The organism is Chitinophaga japonensis (assembly GCF_007830125.1).
GTDB lineage: Bacteria > Bacteroidota > Bacteroidia > Chitinophagales > Chitinophagaceae > Chitinophaga > Chitinophaga japonensis.
The window spans coordinates 1052226-1070064 of record NZ_VLLG01000003.1 but is presented as its reverse complement, the minus strand read 5'-3'; the positions used below and the strand labels follow the sequence as shown (position 1 = coordinate 1070064).

General features: G+C 56.2%; 15 protein-coding genes. 7 read left to right on the top strand and 8 right to left on the bottom strand.

The genetic code is table 11. The features are described from left to right. Positions 1-7 precede the first annotated feature (7 nt). From LX66_RS13370 to LX66_RS13360, 3 genes are all read right to left on the bottom strand, one after another. A complete protein-coding gene (locus LX66_RS13370; protein WP_145714237.1) occupies positions 8-877 on the bottom strand; it encodes an alpha/beta fold hydrolase in 870 nt (289 codons plus the stop codon). A 72-nt stretch (positions 878-949) separates the two neighbouring features. After that, the gene (locus LX66_RS13365; RefSeq protein WP_244620391.1) at positions 950-1384 is read right to left on the bottom strand and encodes a hypothetical protein; all 435 of its coding nucleotides are present in this window, start codon (positions 1382-1384) and stop codon (positions 950-952) included. Between the two features lie 44 nt (positions 1385-1428). Then, positions 1429-2337: an SAM hydrolase/SAM-dependent halogenase family protein gene (locus LX66_RS13360; RefSeq protein ID WP_145714235.1), complete on the bottom strand. Its 909-nt coding sequence runs from the start codon at positions 2335-2337 to the stop codon at positions 1429-1431. Positions 2338-2412: 75 nt separating this feature from the next. Here LX66_RS13360 and LX66_RS13355 point away from each other — a divergent pair, with 75 nt between their 5' ends. The 3 genes from LX66_RS13355 (at position 2413) to LX66_RS13345 (ending at position 6208) form a co-directional block, all read left to right on the top strand. Further along, positions 2413-3261, top strand: coding sequence for a helix-turn-helix domain-containing protein (locus LX66_RS13355; RefSeq protein ID WP_145714233.1), 849 nt, complete (start codon positions 2413-2415; stop codon positions 3259-3261). Positions 3262-3366: 105 nt separating this feature from the next. Further along, positions 3367-5517 carry a DUF4082 domain-containing protein gene (locus LX66_RS13350; protein WP_145714231.1) on the top strand — a complete coding sequence of 717 codons (2151 nt, stop codon included), beginning with the start codon at positions 3367-3369 and terminating at the stop codon, positions 5515-5517. A 103-nt stretch (positions 5518-5620) separates the two neighbouring features. Then, positions 5621-6208, top strand: coding sequence for a TetR/AcrR family transcriptional regulator (locus tag LX66_RS13345; RefSeq protein WP_145714229.1), 588 nt, complete (start codon positions 5621-5623; stop codon positions 6206-6208). 25 nt (positions 6209-6233) lie between these two features. Here the strand turns inward: LX66_RS13345 and LX66_RS13340 are convergent, their stop codons facing one another. The 4 genes from LX66_RS13340 to LX66_RS13325 all read right to left on the bottom strand — a co-directional run bounded on the left by LX66_RS13340 (position 6234) and on the right by LX66_RS13325 (position 11380). Further along, positions 6234-7010, bottom strand: a complete 777-nt coding sequence (locus tag LX66_RS13340; protein ID WP_145714227.1) for an SDR family NAD(P)-dependent oxidoreductase — start codon at positions 7008-7010, stop codon at positions 6234-6236. A 16-nt stretch (positions 7011-7026) separates the two neighbouring features. Continuing rightward, positions 7027-9519 carry a phosphocholine-specific phospholipase C gene (locus tag LX66_RS13335; RefSeq protein WP_145714225.1) on the bottom strand — a complete coding sequence of 831 codons (2493 nt, stop codon included), beginning with the start codon at positions 9517-9519 and terminating at the stop codon, positions 7027-7029. Between the two features lie 108 nt (positions 9520-9627). Further along, positions 9628-10344, bottom strand: a complete 717-nt coding sequence (locus LX66_RS13330; RefSeq protein WP_145714222.1) for a LytR/AlgR family response regulator transcription factor — start codon at positions 10342-10344, stop codon at positions 9628-9630. Further along, a complete protein-coding gene (locus tag LX66_RS13325) occupies positions 10316-11380 on the bottom strand; it encodes a sensor histidine kinase (RefSeq protein WP_145714220.1) in 1065 nt (354 codons plus the stop codon). The genes LX66_RS13330 and LX66_RS13325 overlap by 29 nt, the downstream gene beginning before the upstream one ends. Positions 11381-11566: 186 nt before the next feature. On the opposite strand from LX66_RS13325, the gene LX66_RS13320 reads away from it, so the two are divergent. From LX66_RS13320 to LX66_RS13305, 4 genes are read left to right on the top strand one after another with little or no spacing between them, the layout of a single operon-like run. Continuing rightward, positions 11567-12043 (top strand): (2Fe-2S)-binding protein, encoded by a 477-nt coding sequence (locus LX66_RS13320; protein WP_145714218.1) that lies wholly within the window; start codon positions 11567-11569, stop codon positions 12041-12043. After that, positions 12040-14241, top strand: a complete 2202-nt coding sequence (locus LX66_RS13315) for a xanthine dehydrogenase family protein molybdopterin-binding subunit (RefSeq protein ID WP_145714216.1) — start codon at positions 12040-12042, stop codon at positions 14239-14241. The genes LX66_RS13320 and LX66_RS13315 overlap by 4 nt, the downstream gene beginning before the upstream one ends. After that, complete coding sequence (locus tag LX66_RS13310; RefSeq protein WP_145714214.1) at positions 14238-14654, top strand: c-type cytochrome; 417 nt, start codon at positions 14238-14240, stop codon at positions 14652-14654. The genes LX66_RS13315 and LX66_RS13310 overlap by 4 nt, the downstream gene beginning before the upstream one ends. Before the next feature lie 35 nt (positions 14655-14689). Then, positions 14690-16441: an ABC transporter ATP-binding protein gene (locus LX66_RS13305; protein ID WP_145714212.1), complete on the top strand. Its 1752-nt coding sequence runs from the start codon at positions 14690-14692 to the stop codon at positions 16439-16441. Here LX66_RS13305 and LX66_RS13300 read toward each other — a convergent pair. Continuing rightward, positions 16436-17827 (bottom strand): purple acid phosphatase family protein, encoded by a 1392-nt coding sequence (locus LX66_RS13300; RefSeq protein WP_145714209.1) that lies wholly within the window; start codon positions 17825-17827, stop codon positions 16436-16438. The two genes, LX66_RS13305 and LX66_RS13300, sit on opposite strands and share 6 nt — an antisense overlap. Positions 17828-17839 lie beyond the last annotated feature (12 nt).

Genomic DNA, 17839 nt, shown 5'->3' with positions numbered 1-17839 from the left:
CGGCATTTTACTGTTCCAGGAAAGCCAGCACCCTGCTGATCACCGCTTCATTGCGCATAATGCGGAAGTGCCCCTCTCCTTTTATTTTCAGGGACTGGATGGAAGGATATTGCTGCAGGAAAGTATCGATCTGCTCCTGCTTTACCAGGTGATCGTTTTCATCATAGGCTACTAAGATACGGCCGGCCTTTATCCTGTCAATATGCCGGAAAAGGTCCAGTTGCAGCAGGTCGCTCTGCAACCTTTCGGAGATCAACTGCCGCAGCCTCGGCATCACCTGCGGGGGTATACGAAACATTTGAAAAGTCTCATTAAAGACCACCGGTGCGCTTACAGCGGCGCTCACCATTACCAGCCGCGGCACCTGCACCGGTTTATGCACCAGTGTGAGCGCGGCATTCAGCCCGCCCATCGAATGGCCGATCACGCCATGTACTTCCCCGCTACGCTCCAGCAACTGTTCCAGCACATGCATCCACTGCACCAGGTTGGTTTGCTTCCCCTGTGAAGCCCCATGCGCCGGCGCATCAAAAGTGATCACTTCATACCCGGCGGCTACCAGTGCATGGATCATCTGTTTGAAATCAAAAGGACTGCCACCCCAGCCATGCAGCAGCAACACTTTTTTACCGGAGCTACCCCAGCGGTAGAGCATGAGCCGGAGCGGCCGTTCATCAAAAGGATAACGGCTAACGCTGGCCTTCTCCACCAGGGCGGTGTCTCTTACCGCCAGTTGCGTGCTGCGCAGCTTTCTTTTAGGCGGGGTGCTGTACATGGAGTAGATCACGCGGGCCGTAAGCCCCGGGAAGGGCCTGCCCAGCCTGGACAGTGCAAAAGCGGACATCCGCAGGGAAAATGGCAATACCTGTTGCTGCATATCCCTAAAATTAGACCATACGGTCTAAAATAAAAAATTAATTATTAACTGATCCGGCCTGGTAAACAGTGGTTACATCGTCTCCACCTCGTTGCGGTGGCGGGGTTTGTACACCAGGTAGTAATAGGCCAGTATCAGCACCCCCAGGGTAAAGGGGATCACTGCGATATGCTTGTAGGTAATATCCCCGGTAACGATATCCGCGTCAAAATGCAGGAACTCGCTGATCATCCAGTAAGAGTTGGCCGCTATCCATACCGTAATGGCCAGGTTATGGCAAAGCTCCGACATGAACTGCCGGGTGCGCCAGGCGATGATGATAGAGATGATCAGCGTAGGAAAGATCATGGCGATGCCCAGGGGCTTCCATATCAGGCACCAGCTAATATCCTTCAGCAGCCAGAAAACAATATGCAGGTTCTCCATCCGCCGGTAGCCGATCGGGATGCTGTACAGGGCACCATTGCCGGCGGCAGCCGCAGGTTGGGTAAGGGTATCTTGCTCCATGGCACAAAAATATAAAAAGTCCGTTGTCCCTTTATGCTTTCCGGCTAAAGCGCCCGCCTTACTTCCACGCTCCAGTCGCTGCCGCTTTCTATGTGATGCTTTTCCGCAAAGCTGCCCTGGTTCAACGCAAAGGAAAGGTGCATCAGGCTGTTCAGGTAAGCCAGCGGCTGCCCGGTAGGCACATCGCCAAAGGTGTGCGCGTAAGGCATGCGGCCCCGGTACACCTGCCTGCCTTTATGATACAGTGTTACCTGTAACTGGCTGCCGGCCGGTGCCTGCAGTTGCCGGAACAGGCTGTCCGGTATGTTGGTCCACAGGTTGCCGTACTGCACATCCAGGATGTCAATGGTGCCTTTGAGAACGCCCTTGTCAAGCGTGGCCGGCTGGTAGGGAATACGGAGCACGGTATCCGGCAGCGCCGGGCCTACCTGCTCAAACGTAATGGCGCCGGCGGCCAGTCGCGCGCCGGTATAGGCGTATACATCCCGCCCGTGGAAAGTGTAGGACTGCCGGGAATCCCGGCGGCGGTTCACCGCTTCATCGATCTCCCGCACGGCGGCTATCCCCTCCGCCCGGGCAATCAGCGTAAGCGTGCCGTTATCCGGCGTTACAATAAAATGCCCGGCTTTGGTTTGCAGCACCACCGATTTCCGGTCCGTGCCCACGCCCGGGTCTACCACGGATACGAACACGGTGCCGGCGGGCCAGTAAGGCACCGTCTGCGCCAGGCGGTAAGCGGCTTCCCAGGTATTATACGGCGGTATTTCGTGCGTAATGTCATACAGCTTCAGGTCCGGGGAAACGCCGCTGGCCACTCCTTTCATGGCGGAAACAGCGCCGTCCTTCAGGCCAAAATCAGACTGGAACACTACGATCCTGTTCTGCGCCTGCAAGGGAAGCAGGCTGCCGGCTAACAGTAACAGGTATACGGTCTTTTGCAGGAAAGTGATCATGATCAATTGAATGGAACGTGGCAATAAATTTAATGCAAAAAAATTAACGCAACTTTGCGCTAAAGCGATGGCGTTATGGAATACCGGGAATACCCGCCCAATAAACACCTGGCTAAGTACGTGGAATGCTACTGGTCCGCTTTTTCCGAAAAGCCGCCTTTCCGGGAAAAGGAGCACCTCATTCCCGATGGCACCATTGAGCTGATGTTCAATTTCGGCGACCCCTATGTGCAGTTGCGGAACGGGGAACGGCTGGCCGTAAAAGGCTCCCACATCATCGGCATCCGGAAACAGTCGCTGGTCATTTCCCAAACCGGCAGGCAGCATTTCTTCTGCATCCGTTTCAAGCTGGGCGGCGCATTCCCTTTTTTCAGGGTGCCGGCGCATTTGTTTGCCAACAGTTTTTATACCGTCCACGAGCTGTTTGGCAATACTTATAACGAGCTGGAAGAGCAACTGTACGAAGCGGCCGACAACCAGGAACGGGTGCGGATCACCGAAGCCTTCCTGCTGCGGCAGTTGCAGCCGGAGGCGCGCGATTACCGGTTCGTGGACAACTGCCTGCAGGAAATGCAGGATCACTGCCCGCAAAACATAGGGGCGCTGGCTGCACGCTTTAACACCAACTATAAAACCCTGGAACGCCGGTTCAGCAGCGTGCTGGGCCTTACGCCGGCAGAGCTGTTGAAAATAAACCGCTTCAACAATGCCGTACTGGCCATCTACTCCTGCAAATACCCCTCGCTTACCAGCGTAGCCCACCATTGTGGCTATTATGATCAGTCCCACTTTATCCGGGAATTTAAACAACTGACCGGCTTCACGCCCAAAGAATTTTTAAAGGAACAATTCACCATTGTACAGGTGATCCAGCCCGCCCTGGCAGAGCGCCTGTCCCGGTCCTGGAACTTCGCCGCCCTGTAGGCCGTTTTCAATTTAATCACATTATAATTTTAATAAATAAGAAATTATTTGTATTTTTCGGTTCCTGTAAACCGATATCTTTATTCTAAAGCGTTTTTTATCAACATGTTACGCCTATCTTTATTCCTTGCACCTATCGCTATTCTATCTTTATCCGCTACCATTGCTGACAAAACAGGTTTTCCGGGGGGCCGGCTTACAGACACGACCATTTTTCAGCTAACCGATACGCCTGCAACCCCGCTGATGAACAGCGGCATGGCGATTGAACTGGGGGTAAAATTCAGATCATCACAAAAAGGACGTATTACCGGCGTCCGCTTTTACAAAGGCGCCCGCACGGCCGGCGATTATACCGTGCATTTATGGGATGCGGCCGGCACCTCGCTGGCCACGGCTACCCTGAGCGCAGATACAACTGCCGGCTGGCAGCAGGTGGCGCTGGATACGCCGGTAGCCATCCAGGCCCATACTACTTATGTAGCTTCTTATTTCAGCAAGGCCGGCGACTATGCCACTACCAACCCCTTCTTCAGCAAGGCGGTGGTAAGCGGCTATCTCCGCGCGCTGGCGGATGGCGAGGATGGTCCCAACGGCCTGTATAAATATGCGGACAAGCCCGCCTTCCCGGACAAGAGCTTCGGGACGAGCAATTATTGGGTAGACGTAGTATTCCTACCGGACGCAACGGTCCCCGCTACCCCGGCCGGCAGCGTTACTGCTGCCACAGGCAAGGACGAAACAGCGCCCAACGTAAGCAGCATACACGCCGAACCGGGAGCCGACGGTACTGCCGTTGTTAGCTGGAGCACGGATGAAAATGCAGATGCAACGGTACATTATGATGCCAATGCCGACCAGCTCAACCTGCATGTGGATGATCCCACCCCGGCGCTGGACCACCGCCTGCGCCTGAATGGCCTGGTGCCCGGCGTTACCTATTATTTCCGCATTGCTTCCAAAGACAAGGCCGGCAATACGGTAACAAGGCCTCCCGTTACTGCGCCGCCCTTAACCTTTACCGTACAGCAGGGCCCCTGCGCCGTAGACAGCTCCATAGGCAATTTCAGCCAGGGCGCTACGGATATAGGAGCGCTGATCAACCCGAACGGGACCGTTACCCTGCAGCCGCAGATCAATGAAGAATTTATCAGCGTGCTGAAAGCCATCCCGGAAGGATGGTCCGGGGCCCGTTATAACGCTGACGGCACTACGGTGAACAATGAAGGCGTGATCACCGTGAACGGTACGCATATTTTCTCCAACCACAGCTTTGAGCCCGGCTCTTCCATTGAGTTCATGGCCGCCTTTGGCGCAGGCACCTACCAGAACATCGGCTTCTCCATTGACCAGCCTTATGCGGACGGCACCTGGGTCACCATCGGGCAGGGCGGACAGGCCAACGGCAACATCTATGCAAGGGCCTCCAACAATTCCGAGATCAGCCTGGGGGCCAACCTGCTGGGCGCGCTGCATCATTACCGCATTAAGTGGAATGCCGGCAACTTTGAATTTTTCGTGGATGGCAGCGAAAAACCCGCCGCCACCATCAACATAAAGATCACGGCTAAAATGTTTATCCAGGTAAGCGACTACGTGAGCACGGACGGCGGCCTGTCCGTAGACTGGCTGCACGTTACGCCCTATACGCCCAACGGTGTATTTACATCGCGGGTATTTGACGCAGGCGATGTGACGGACTGGGGCCTGGTAAGCTGGCATGCAGATACGCCTGCCGGCACTTCCGTATCCCTGTCCGTAAGCACCGGTAATTCTCCCAACCCGAATGACGGCACCTGGACTGCATTCAAACCCCTTAACCCGGGAGAAGGAGTAAACAGCAGCGGCCGTTACGTACAGTATAAAGCCGCGCTTAAAACCACGGATACCAAGGTAACGCCCGTGCTGCGGGATGTAACGCTGAACTGCAAGGGCAACAGCCGCATGATAGCCCGGGCGGTGCCGGCAGCCACACCTGAAAAGGCGCCTGCCGCGGCTCCCGCCAATGCCGGCCTGCATGTGAAAGTATCTCCCAATCCCAGCAGCGACTATTTTGAGCTGGTGCCTGCCGGCAGCAACGACAAACCGATCATGATCAACATACTGGACATTTACGGCCGCATCGTGGAATACCACCAGAAAGTAGCGCCGGGCAGCACCCTGCAGGTGGGCCAATCCCTGTCTCCCGGCAACTATTTCGTGGAAATGCTGCAGGGCTCCGAGCGGAAAACCGTGAAGATCGTCAAGGTCAGGTAATTTATTCACCACTTCATACCATTGTAAGTAGCAAGATCACAAGTGCTCTCCGCAGCGCTTGTGATCTTTTTTTATCAAACCGTATGGTTTATTTTTACAGGGTATGACCAAGGCAGAACGTACGCGCCGGTACATTATTGAGAAAGCGGCGCCCATCATTAACCGCAAAGGCATGGCCGGTACTTCCATCAGTGACATCATGGAAGCCACCCAACTGGCCAAAGGAGGCGTATACGGCAATTTTGAAAGTAAGGAAGAGATCTGCGCGGAAGCGCTGGACTACCTGCTGCGCAAAGTATCGGCTGCTATAGAGGCCAAGCTGGCAACGAAGCACAGCTACGGGGACAAGCTCTTTGCCCTGCTGGACTATTACAAGGGCTCCCTGAAAATACCGGGCTTTTCCGGCTGCCCGCTGCTGAACTTCGGTACGGAAGCGGACGATACCAACCCCCTGATCAAACAGAAAGTAAGCAAGGCCATCGCTTACTCGCAGCAGCGCATTGCCAGCATGATCAGCGCGGGAATTGCAGCGGGGGAATTTGCAAAGGAGCTGGATGCCGGCCTCTTTGCCCTGAAGGCCTTTGCCATGATAGAAGGCGCGCTGTGGATGAGCCATGTGCAGGGCAACAACCGGCAGTTGCGCATCGTTACCGACCTGTTGAAAAAAGAGATAATGGCCCATTCCCTGTAGCGGCAGGTACTATGCTGTCAAAAGCTCACACATCATAAGGCGAAGGGCTCACGGAGGTCCAGCCGCCATCCACCACCAGGCTTTGCCCGGTAATGTGCCGGGCCTGCGGCGATACCAGGAACAGGGCCGCATGCGCAATATCCGCCGCAGTGGCGGGGCGGCCCATCGGCGTTAGCCGCGACCAGGTTTTTGCATAGTCCGGGTCCGTTTCCGTCCTTTCCGTCAGCGTGGCGCCGGGCGCTACGGCATTTACATTGATGCCGAAAGGCGAAAGCTCCACTACCAGGCTTTTGGCCAGCATTTCCAGCGCGGCTTTGGTCATGCCGTACACGGCGAGCTGCTTATGCGCCTGGTGGCCGGTAACGGAAGAGGTAAAGAGAATGGAACCGCCCTGCCCCTGCTGTTGCATATACCGGGCGGCCTCCTGCGCCAGGAAAAAATTGCTGCCCAGGTTTACCTGCAGCACCCGGTAAAAATCCGCCTCGGGGTATGTCAGAAAATCACCGAACAGGGTAATGCCCGCGTTGCCGATCACGATATCCAGCCGGCCGAAGCGCTCCGCGGCGGTTTTCACCATCTGCCGGATAAAAGGGAGATCAGCGGCGTCGCCGCCTGCCGGCACACAGGCAGCGCCCGCAGGGTCAATAGCGGCGGCGGCCTGCTGCGCCAGTTGCGCATCTACATCGTTCAGTATCACGGATGCGCCCTGCTGCACCAGTTGCCGCACCATTTCATAACCTATCCCCTGCCCGGCGCCGGTAACAATGGCCACCTGGCCTTTGAAGATCGGATCTGTAGCCATGTATTGCGCTTTTTAGTTACGCCCTTCCCATGTAAGGGTCGCTGATGCTTTCCCGGCCTGTTTCCACCCTGCCGGCAAAGCGTTTTTCAAACGTGCGGAAGCCCTCCACCTGTACGCTGAAATCGTACCAGTTGTGGCTGTCCTCCAGGGTGAGCGCCAGGGTAGCGACGCCTCCCGCTTCAATATTACGGATTATGTCGTTCTTTTTATACGCATGATCTTTGATCACGGCCCGCAGCGCCTGCGGGCTGGTATTCCGGATGCTGAGCACCACGTTGCCGGTGGGCGTTTTCTTTTTAGGATCACGCTCATAGTCGAACCTGATCTCCACGGCCGGGTCTTTTTCATCCCCGGCAAACTCCCGGTAAAAGCCGTTAGGCCCGTGCAGGCGCAGGTGATACCGCCCGTTCTCAAACGCATCGGCCGGCCACTGGTAACGAAGACTGTCGCCGGCGGCAACGGCAAATACCCAGTTGCGGCAGCGCTCTTCCCTACCCTTTTCATCTTTGTATGCACCCGGCGCATATACCCGGAAAGGCGCGCCGGCAGCCTTATCGCCAAAGTGTGTATTGCCGGCGCTCATTTTGATTTCAAACTGCCGCTTACCGGCATCCCAGGCGCCGTCGGCATACAGCTCATAAGGCAGCGCGCAGGAAAGGCGCACGCCTGCCTCCTGTTGCGCGGGCTTGGCCAGGCTGTCCTGGTATCCGCCCGGTACAGGCTTGAATTTGGCGTTGTAAATATCTTCTACAAAGCGGTCGCGGTCCAGGAAGGGCAAGGGTTCCATTTTATCGCCGTTGTAAGGGCTGAAAGCAGTGGTCAGGTCGCCGCAAATGGTCCTTCTCCAGCGGCTGATATTTTCCTGCCGGATCTGCTTGCCCAGCTTTTGGGCAAAGAAGGTTTCCAGGAACTGCTGCGTGGAAGTATGGTCAAACACCTGCGAACAAACTTTACCGCCGCGGCTCCAGGGTGAGGCAATGATCATCGGCACACGGAAGCCCAGTCCAATGGGCGCTTCCCGCGCTGCCTGCCGGGGAATACCCTGGTGCAGCTCATTCTCCAGCCGCACGTACTCTATTTCAGTGTCGATCCCCTCAGAACATTTGCCCGTTTCCGGCCGTTTGGCGTCCGGGATAGAGAAGGGCACCACATGATCATAATAACCATCGTTCTCATCGTAGGTAACAATGAAAATGGTTTTCTTCCATATTGCAGGATTATGGGTAAGAATGTCCAGTATCTCGGATACATACCAGGCGCCGTACCAGGGTGCGCTGGGGTGGTCAGAGAAGTTCTGCGGCCCTGCCAGCCAGGAAACGGCGGGCAGCTTGCCTTCGTTCACATCTTTCCTGAACTGGTACAGCAGGTCGCCGGCAGGTACGGTCAGTTCCCGTTGCGTACCATTATCGTCATAGCTGAGCTTTGACAGGGAGCGGTAACCCGGATCACCGGAGTTGACCACGAAGGCGCTGTAATACAGGTGCTTCTCCTGCTCGGAGAGCCTGTCAAAATTCTCCCGGCTCCATTTTTCCAGTTCCGCCTTCGCCTGATCCAATGCCGCCTGTTTTTTCTCCATGGCGATCTTCGCCTTGCGGGCCGCTTCTGCGGAAGAAGGGCTGGCCTCCTGCAGCTCCGCGATCTCGCCGGGCAGGGTTTCCACCTGCCGCTGCATGCTCTGTATGTATTTAGGCGCGAACTTCACATGGTAGGCGGCAAAGAATTCCAGCAGGTTGCAACCGAAGTTGGACAACCAGGACCGCTCCTGCCCTTTAAAGCCGCCGCCGCAACTGATCTCGTTCTGGTAAAATTTCCAGGAAATGCCCTGCTGCGCCAGCAGCTCCGGGAAAGTGCCCCAGCCCAGCTTTGCAAAGCTGTAATCGGTATTGCGGATATGCGCTTTGGGCCTTCCGTCTTCCTCATGGGTGATCTTGCCCGTCCAGAAAAAAGAGCGGTTAGGCGTAGTGCTGGTCATGGCGGAGCAGAAATGCTGGTCGCAAATGGTAAAAGCGTCCGCCATCGCGTAGTTGAACGGCAGGTCTTCCCGCGTGTAATAGCCCATTGTAAGAGGCATGTGCGCATACTCCTGGTGACGGGATTTCTTGGAAGGCAGCCACTGGTCATACTTGCCTTCATTATGCGCATCTACCTGGCTGGCGCGGGAATGCGGCAGGTCGCCCATCCAGGTAACGCGGGTATCTTTAATATCCAGCCGGAAAGGCCCGTAGGTATGGCCTTTTTCGTCCGTTTGCTGCCATACCGGTTTTTGATCCGGCAGGGTCACCGCCCGCGGGTCATTAAAACCGCGCACGCCCCGCAGGGTACCAAAGCAGTGGTCAAATGACCGGTTCTCCTGCATCAGTATCACCACATGCTCCGCATCCAGGAAAGTGCTGCCAGGCGCAGGATCAATGGCAAGCGCCCGCTGAATGGAAGCAGGCATTACAGCAGACAGGCCGGCAGCGCCGGATAGCAGCATTGATTTCTTCAGGAACTCCCGTCTTGTATCCATGACAAATAGTATAACACGTTAAGGTCCGTGAATTTAATACGGTGGGTAAACAAATAAAAGCCGCGGACATTAAAAAATGCTTAACTGGTGAATGGACGGGATGAAAGGTCACTGCCTGCCCCGCAGGTACTCCATGAACTTCTGCTTATAGCTTCTGCCTACGGGAATGGTATGCTCACCGATGGTCACAAGGTCGTTGCTGAAGCCGCATACGCGGTCCAGCGCCACGATATAGGATTTGTGGACGCGGAGGAACTTGCTGTCCGGCAGCTTCTCCTCCATGTAGCTGATACGCTGGTAGGTAACCAGCGAACGTGTATCCGTGATGATGCGGATGTAATCTTTAATGCTTTCTATATAAATGATCTCTTTGAGGTATACTTTGGCCAGCTCCTTGTTCACCTTGAAGTACATATACGCCTGCTCAAAAGCGTTGGACAGGTGCCCGGCTTCATGATGGCTGAGGTACAGCTTATACTGGTTGAACTTGGCGATGGCCTTGAGGAACCGGTCAAAGGTGATCGGTTTTACCAGGTAATCCAGCGCATCCAGCTCAAAGCCGTCTGCCCCGTACTCGCGGAAAGCGGTGGTAAAAATAACCGGCGGGCGTTGCGGCAGGGAACGTATCAGCTCCAGGCCCGACATCTGGGGCATGGCAATGTCCAGGAACACCACATCCACCATGTTCTTTTGCAACAGGGCAAATGCTTCCAGTGCATTATTACAGATAGCCGCGATCTCGAAGTGGTCGATCTTTGACACATAAGAACGCAGCAGCTCCTGTGCAGGAGGTTCATCATCCACGATCATGCAACGTATCTTCATGTATGCTTTTTTTAAGCTTCAGGATGGTCAGGAAAGAATCATGCTCTTTAATGCATTTGAATTCATACCTGCCGGGGTACAGTATCTCCAGGCGTTTTTTTACATTCTCCAGCCCTATGCCGTTCTTGCTGCCGTTCCCGTTATGTTCCCTGCCGTCGCAACTGTTCTCTATTTTCACGGAAAGCCAGTCGCCGTTCAGCGCAATATCTACCCGGATCCAACTGTCCCGGATATTGTTGGAAGCCCCGTGCTTGAAGCTGTTCTCCACCAGGGGCAGCAGCAGCAGGGGCGCTATGCTGAAATGATCCACGGGATCAAAAACGTTCAGCGACACGTCCAGCCTTTTGCCGTAGCGCACTTTTTCCAGCGCAATGTAATTGTTGATATATTCCAGCTCCTTGCTGAGCGGTATGGTGGTTTGCCGGCTGTCGTACAGCATGTAGCTCAACAGGGCGGACAGGCGGTAGATGAGTTCCGGCGTTTGCCCGCTGTGCTGCTGCGCATAGGAGTAAATGTTATTCAGCGTATTGAAGATGAAATGCGGCTGCACCTGGCTTTTCAGCAGCTCCAGTTGCGCCTCCGCCTTGTCGCGCTGCAGTTGCTGCGTGGTGCGCTGCTGCTCGTACCAGGCTCTTAAAAAGTAGAACATGGCGTACAGCGCCACAATCAGGTAGGTATTCACCGCCTCTATCAGCAGCTTGGGCGGAAACCAGTAGGACATGGTTTCCTGCCCTTCCGGGTAGTACAACGGGTACGTGTAGTAATAGTTGAAAGCCCTGCGCGCCAGTGTAAAAACAATGGCGCTGAACGCAAACAGCAGCCAGAATATTTTCCGCTTCCCTTTCAGGAAATAGCGGGCTATCAGCACATTCACGGTAAACCAGGTGGCGCCGAAGGTAATGGGCACAATCACGGCCGCATTGATGGCATAGCGCCGGTACTCGCTGCCTACAGCGGCATTGCCCAGCCATTCATATAAAAAATAGAATGCCCAGAACACGAAGTTGAAGCCCATATTGCGCGGAAAGCGGTTCATCCGGAACTAAATTAAACATATTATGCCATGCGGCTAAACCCTGTTTCGACAAACGACCGGATTGCGCTACGAATGGCATTGATGGCGGTGGCCTTCCGCTGGACGAATAATGACCGCATTCGGCTAAATAGGCCTTCCCGTTACGCACAAGGTCTGTAATTTGGTTGCAACGCAAACATGCACGTTATGCCTACATTCAATTTTAATATTAACGGCGCCATGCGGCAGTTTGAAGTGGATGCGGACATGCCGGTATTATGGCTGCTGCGGGATTATGCCGGGCTTACAGGTACCCGCTATGGATGCGGCATTGCCCAGTGCGGGGCCTGCACCATCCACCTGGACGGGAAGGCGGTGCGCTCCTGCACCGTTACCTGCGCAGCGGCAGCCGGCAAAAAGATACTTACCATTGAAGGGCTGTCGCCCGATGGCAGCCATCCCCTGCAGCAGGCGTGGATACAGGAAGACGTACCCCAGTGCGGGTACTGCCAGGCCGGGCAGATCATGTCGGCCGCCGCGCTGCTAAATACCAACGCCTCTCCTTCCGACGATGCCATACATACCGCAATGGCAGGCAACATCTGCCGTTGCGGCACTTATGTGCGTATCCGGAAAGCTATTAAAACCGCTATTGCTTTACAGGCTAAAACCAGCTCGTTATGAACAGGCGCCAGTTTATGCGGGTAATGCCGCTGGCAGGCGGCGGCTTTATGCTCAGTTTCTATGGCCTGGGCAAAACGCCGCCTGCCATGCAGGATACCGCCCCTACCGCGGAAAGCGCCGCCCTGGGCGATTTCCTTTCCATCCTTCCCGGCGGGGAAGTGATCTTCAACGTTACCCGCCACGAAATGGGCCAGGGCGTTAGCACCGCGCTGGCCATGATCATCGCGGAAGAGCTTTGCGCCGATTTCCGGCAGGTAAGCATAACCTACCCGGATGCCGACCCGCAAAAATATACGGAAGCCAAAGGCGGGCATGGCACCGGGGGCAGCTCCACCGTGATCAGTATGACGCCGATCCTGCGCCAGGCCGGCGCTACGGCGCGGGAAATGCTGGTACAGGCCGCTGCGGCGCAGTGGAACACCACGCCCGCTAACTGCTATGCAGCCAATCACGCAGTCATTCACCGCAAAACCGGCCAGCAGGCCGGTTTTGGAACGCTGGCTGCTGCCGCTGCCAAACTGCCGCCGCCTGCTTCCGCGAAGCTGAAAAACAGCAAAGACTTTTCCATCATCGGCCAACCGCAGCCCGGCAAAACATTACCACTGTTGGTGACCGGCAAGCTGGCGTACGGCATGGACGCAAGCGTGCCGGGCATGCAATACGCTTTGGTTGCCCGCTGCCCGGTTTTTAAAGGAAAAGTAGGATCGTATGATGCCGCCAAAGCCCTCGCCGTAAAAGGGGTCAGCAAGGTTGTGACCACCCGCGCGGTGGCCGGCCTGCAGGGGCCTGTATATCCTTATGATATACGCGAGGGCGTGGCCATCATCGCCAGCTCTTACTGGGCGGCCAAAAAAGGCAGGGACCAGCTCACCGTGAACTGGGAGGAAGGCCCGCATGCCCATGCCAGCATTGCCGGGTTTGAGGCGATGGCAGCGCAGCGGGGCGGGCAGCGTATAGACCCGGTAGGTTATACCGGCGAGGTGAATGCCATTGCCAATATAGACCATGCCAAACACAGCCTCCGCGCCGGTTATGTGTTCCCCTACATGCTGCATTCCCTCATGGAGCCGCTGAACTGCACGGCGCACTTTAAAGGAGATAGCTGCGAGCTGTGGACCGGCACGCAATGGCCTGAATACATTACGGACGAGATCCACCGCATCTTCGGCATCCCGAAGGAAAAGGTACTGATCCATCTCTTTCCTTCCGGCGGCGGCTTTGGCAGGCGGGCTTTTCCCGATGCAGCCATCGAAGCCCTGTGCATTTCCAGGGAAGCGGGCAATATTCCCGTAAAAGTGACCTGGACACGGGAAGACGATCACCAAACAAACTTTGCGCACTGCTACCAGCGCCTGGACTACCAGGCGGCCTGGGACGATAACGGGCAATTATACGCCTGGTATGAAAAAGAATGCCGCACCTACATGTGGGACCGTACCTACCCCGCTACGGAGCTCACCAGCATTGGTTACAACATTCCCAATATCCGTTACGATTTCGAAGACCTCACCAGCCAGAGCATTATACAATCCACCGCCTGGCGCTCTGTTATGAGCAACGGCTGGGCGCTCAGCGAATGCTTCGTGGATGAAGTAGCCGCCACGCTCAAAAAAGACCCTTACGCCTTCCGGCTGTCCCTGCTCGTAGAAGGCCGGGAAGTGAATGTGGGCCGCGCAGAGAAGGTCAGCAACACCCGCCTGCTGAAAGTGCTCCGGCTGGCAAAGGAAAAAAGCGACTGGGACCACCCCCTGCCCAAAGGCCGTGGGCGGGGCATTGCGGCCTACCCGTATGGCAACAGCTATTGCGCCATTATAGCCGAAGTGACCGTGCAGGACAACAAGGTGAGCGTGGACAAAGTGATCTGCGCAGTGGACTGCGGCATGGTGGTGAACCCTTCCGGCGCCAGGAACCAGGTGGAGGGCGGTGTGGTATGGGGCCTCTCCGCCCTGCTGTATGGCGGCGTGGATATCAGGAACGGCCGGGTAACCGGCGGCAACTTCAACCGCCATAAAGTAGTGCGCATCCATGAATGCCCGGACATTGAAGTGCATTTCGTGGAAGCGCAGGATGAACAGCCCTGGGGCCTGGGCGAAATTTCCAACCCGGTAACGGTGCCGGCTGTACTGAACGCCATCTATGCCGCTACCGGCAAAAGGGTGAGAACATTACCCGTAACCCTGAACCATACTGACGTATGATGAGATCCGCCACTTTTTTCTTTATCATACTCCCGTTTGCCGCCGTGGTTGCCTGGCTTAGCCTGCAGGCGCAATCCTCCTTTGACCTGAAAGCCAGCATGGAACGCGGCAGATCCCTGTATGCCGCTTACTGCCAGTCCTGCCACGGCGCGGAGGGCTTGGGCATGGAGGGCGTGTTCCCGCCACTGGCCGGCTCCGACTACCTGATGGCCAACCGCCAACGCGCCATACAACTGGTGCTGTACGGCGCCTCCGGCGAGATCACGGTGAAGGGCAAGGTATACAATCAGCCGATGCCCGGCTTTGACCTTAGCGACCGCGAAGCCAGCGATGTCCTCAACTACATCCGCAATGCCTTTGGCAATAAAGGCGACGCCATTATGCCCCCCGCCGTAAAAGCCGCCCGGAAATAAGCGCGCCATCTGGCGTTTTTTGCTTATTATTAAATATGCGAATCCTGTGGAAGTATTTCAGACAACAAAAGTGGTGGGTGGGCTTTGCCCTTGTGCTGGCGGGCATTGCCCAGTTGCTAAGCCTTACGGACCCTATCATCTTCGGTAAGATCATAGACGATTACGCCACCAATCCCGGCGCTATGAGCGAGCCCGCACTGGTGCGGGGCGTATTGTACTGGCTGGGCATCGCTATCGCCATTGCCATCGCGGCCAGGATCGCCAAAGCCTTCCAGGAATATTTCACCCGGAAGGCCGTGCAACTCTTCGGCATGCAGATATTTAATGACGGCCTGAAGCAGACCCTGCGCCTTTCCTTCCAGGAATTCGAGGAGCAGCGCAGCGGCGAGACCCTCTCCATCCTGCAGCGGGTAAAGACCGACACAGAGCGGTTCATCAACTCCTTTATCAACGTGCTGTTCTCTTCCATTGTAGGTATGGGCTTCCTGGTATGGTACGCCGTTACACGCAACTGGATGCTGGTGCCCGTTTTCGTGATCGGCATACTGGTGCTCGGCTCCCTCACCGGCCTGCTGAGCAAGCAGATCAAAACCGTGCAACGGTCCATTAACAAGGAGACCAATAAGATGGCGGGCGTTATTACGGAATCGCTGCGCAACATAGAGCTGGTAAAAAGCCTGGGGCTAACCTTCCCTGAAATACGCCGGCTGCGGGTGCAAACGCAACGGATATACGACCTGGAAATGCTGAAAACAAAACGGGTGCGCACGCTCTCCTTCCTGCAGGGCACCACGCTCAACCTGTTGAAGCAGTCCGTGCTGTTCATCCTCTTATGGCTTATTTTCCGGCATGTGCTCAGCACCGGTGAGCTGATCGCCATGCAGTTCATTTCCACCTCCATTTTCGGCCCCTTGCAGGACTTGGGCAATATCATCCTCAACTACCGGGAAGTGGAAGCCTCCGTGCTGATCTTTGACCAGCTCATGCACAAGCCCGTGGAGCAAAAGCCGGAAGCGCCCATTGCTACCGGGCCTTTAAAAAGTATCCGTTTCGAGGAAGTGGTGTTCCGGCATAAAACGGCGCAGCTCAATGCGCTGGACGGCGTATCCTTTACCGTGAATGCCGGGGAGACCATTGCCTTTGTAGGCCCCTCCGGCTCCGGCAAGTCCACCCTGGTAAAGCTGCTGGTAGGGCTGTACCGGCCGGTTTCCGGCGCCATCCTGTTCAATGATATCGCCTCTACGGATATCCGTTATAATGAGCTGCGCCGGCAGATCGGTTTTGTCACGCAGGACACCCAGCTATTTGCCGGCACCATCCGCGACAACCTGCTGTTTGTAAAAGCAGACGCCACGGACCACGAGATCATGGACGCCCTGCAAAAAGCCGCTTGCACCGGCCTGCTGGCCAGGTCCGAAAAAGGCATTCACACGCTGCTGGGAGAAGGTGGCATGAAGCTGTCCGGCGGCGAGAAACAGCGCATCTCCATTGCCCGCGCGCTGCTCCGGCATCCGCGGCTGCTCATTTTTGACGAGGCCACTTCTGCGCTGGACTCGCTCACGGAAGAAGACATCACCAATACCATCCGCGATATCTCCGCCGGCCGGGAACGGATCACCGTGCTGATCGCGCACCGGCTCTCCACCATTATGCACGCGGACGTGATCTATGTGCTGGAAAAAGGACAGGTATCCGAAACCGGTTCGCACGCGCAACTGCTGGAGAAAAAAGGGCTGTATTATGCCATGTGGCGGCAGCAGGTAGGCGAAAGGAGGATGGCGTTATAGCTTCCTCCGCAAATACTGCTGCTTCTTGTCCTCAAACGCCTGCCTTTCTTCTGCCGACAGCCGTTGCTCGTAGCGCGGCGGCAATGCCAGTTGCTCTTTTACCTGCAAGGGTTGCTGGTCTACCAGCACCTTTTGTCCCCTGCCCTTCCGCTCTACCCGGAAAGCATCATACAGGCCACCCGTTACGGTAAAGGACTGGTAGCTGATATGATCCGCTTCCACCGTCAGCACCTGGAACAGTTGTATATCCGCGGCGGCGCGCTGCAGCCATTCCCCCAGCCCGGGCATGTACATTTTAGGCCCGCTCACGGAGGTGACATACACCGGCCCTTTCAATGGCTGCCGCGGCGTTTGCGGCGACTGTTCCGCTACGCCCCTTCCATAGGTATGGTCATGCCCTGTCAGCACCAGGTCTACCCCGTACTGCTCAAACATCTGCAGGAACGCATGGCGCAGCGACAGGTTATCCCGGCCGTTTGCAGAAGAGAAAACGGGATGGTGCATGGTAACGATGGTCCATTTGTTGGGATTGTGCTTCAACAGGTTTTCCACCCAGGCCACCTGCCGGGCGCTGTCTGCCGGGTTAAGCAGGAAGGCCTGGGAGCAGATGGAGATGATGCGCACCTGCTGGTAGTCCACGTAGTAAGCTACTTCCTCCAGCCCGGCAGGCCCGTTCTCCGGGAAGGCGAACATGGGGCGCCAGTGTTTGGTCAGCGTCAGGTTGCGTTGCTCATCCCGGTAATACTCATGGTTGCCGGGGGTGGCAATAACCGGCATGGTGCCGAATATCCATCCGCCCGCATAGCACCATTCCCCCCATTCCCGGTCGGTATTGGTGCGGTTGATGAGGTCTCCCGCGTGCAGGGAGAAGGCCGCCTGCGGCGCTTTTGCATAGGCGGCGCGGATGCTGCGGGACCACAGCTCCTTGTGCTCGTTCTGCGCATCGCCCAGGTAGAGAAAGGAGAAAGGGCGGAACTCCGCTGCCGCCGTTGTAAAATGCTGCCATTCACTCCAGTGGCTGCTGTCGCCTACGCGGTACATGTATTGCGTGGCTGGCTCCAGCCGGTCAAATGTAACGGTATGATAATGGGCGCTGGCGGCGCCCAGGTCCAGGCGCTGCGTAACGGCGTTGAATAAACGCGCGCTATCCTCCCGGGCCGGGTGCGGGGTGGCCGGTTTTAGCTGTGCGCTGCCGCCGGTAAGCGTATCGGTGCGCCAGGTCACGGCCTGCGTGGTGGCCGGGTTCCCGTTAAAGGTCAGTATGATCCTGTCCGGCGTGGCGGATGCAGGATAAGGCTCCTGCTGGCCATAGGCTGCGGTATGCAGTGCTATGGCCAGCAGGGTGATGATGTATCGTATGGATATTTTCATTGCTTTGATATTCATTTCATTTTAAAA

Excerpts from the sequence above, each read along its gene's own strand:
- LX66_RS13320 (WP_145714218.1), top strand. The coding sequence starts at position 11,567 with ATGCCTACATTCAATTTTAATATTAACGGCGCCATGCGGCAGTTTGAA.
- LX66_RS13340 (WP_145714227.1), bottom strand. The coding sequence starts at position 7,010 with ATGGCTACAGATCCGATCTTCAAAGGCCAGGTGGCCATTGTTACCGGC.
- LX66_RS13360 (WP_145714235.1), bottom strand. The coding sequence starts at position 2,337 with ATGATCACTTTCCTGCAAAAGACCGTATACCTGTTACTGTTAGCCGGC.
- LX66_RS13335 (WP_145714225.1), bottom strand. The coding sequence starts at position 9,519 with ATGGATACAAGACGGGAGTTCCTGAAGAAATCAATGCTGCTATCCGGC.
- LX66_RS13305 (WP_145714212.1), top strand. The coding sequence starts at position 14,690 with ATGCGAATCCTGTGGAAGTATTTCAGACAACAAAAGTGGTGGGTGGGC.
- LX66_RS13300 (WP_145714209.1), bottom strand. The coding sequence starts at position 17,827 with ATGAATATCAAAGCAATGAAAATATCCATACGATACATCATCACCCTG.
- LX66_RS13350 (WP_145714231.1), top strand. The coding sequence starts at position 3,367 with ATGTTACGCCTATCTTTATTCCTTGCACCTATCGCTATTCTATCTTTA.
- LX66_RS13370 (WP_145714237.1), bottom strand. The coding sequence starts at position 877 with ATGCAGCAACAGGTATTGCCATTTTCCCTGCGGATGTCCGCTTTTGCA.
- LX66_RS13355 (WP_145714233.1), top strand. The coding sequence starts at position 2,413 with ATGGAATACCGGGAATACCCGCCCAATAAACACCTGGCTAAGTACGTG.
- LX66_RS13315 (WP_145714216.1), top strand. The coding sequence starts at position 12,040 with ATGAACAGGCGCCAGTTTATGCGGGTAATGCCGCTGGCAGGCGGCGGC.
- LX66_RS13325 (WP_145714220.1), bottom strand. The coding sequence starts at position 11,380 with ATGAACCGCTTTCCGCGCAATATGGGCTTCAACTTCGTGTTCTGGGCA.
- LX66_RS13345 (WP_145714229.1), top strand. The coding sequence starts at position 5,621 with ATGACCAAGGCAGAACGTACGCGCCGGTACATTATTGAGAAAGCGGCG.
- LX66_RS13310 (WP_145714214.1), top strand. The coding sequence starts at position 14,238 with ATGATGAGATCCGCCACTTTTTTCTTTATCATACTCCCGTTTGCCGCC.
- LX66_RS13330 (WP_145714222.1), bottom strand. The coding sequence starts at position 10,344 with ATGAAGATACGTTGCATGATCGTGGATGATGAACCTCCTGCACAGGAG.
- LX66_RS13365 (WP_244620391.1), bottom strand. The coding sequence starts at position 1,384 with ATGGAGCAAGATACCCTTACCCAACCTGCGGCTGCCGCCGGCAATGGT.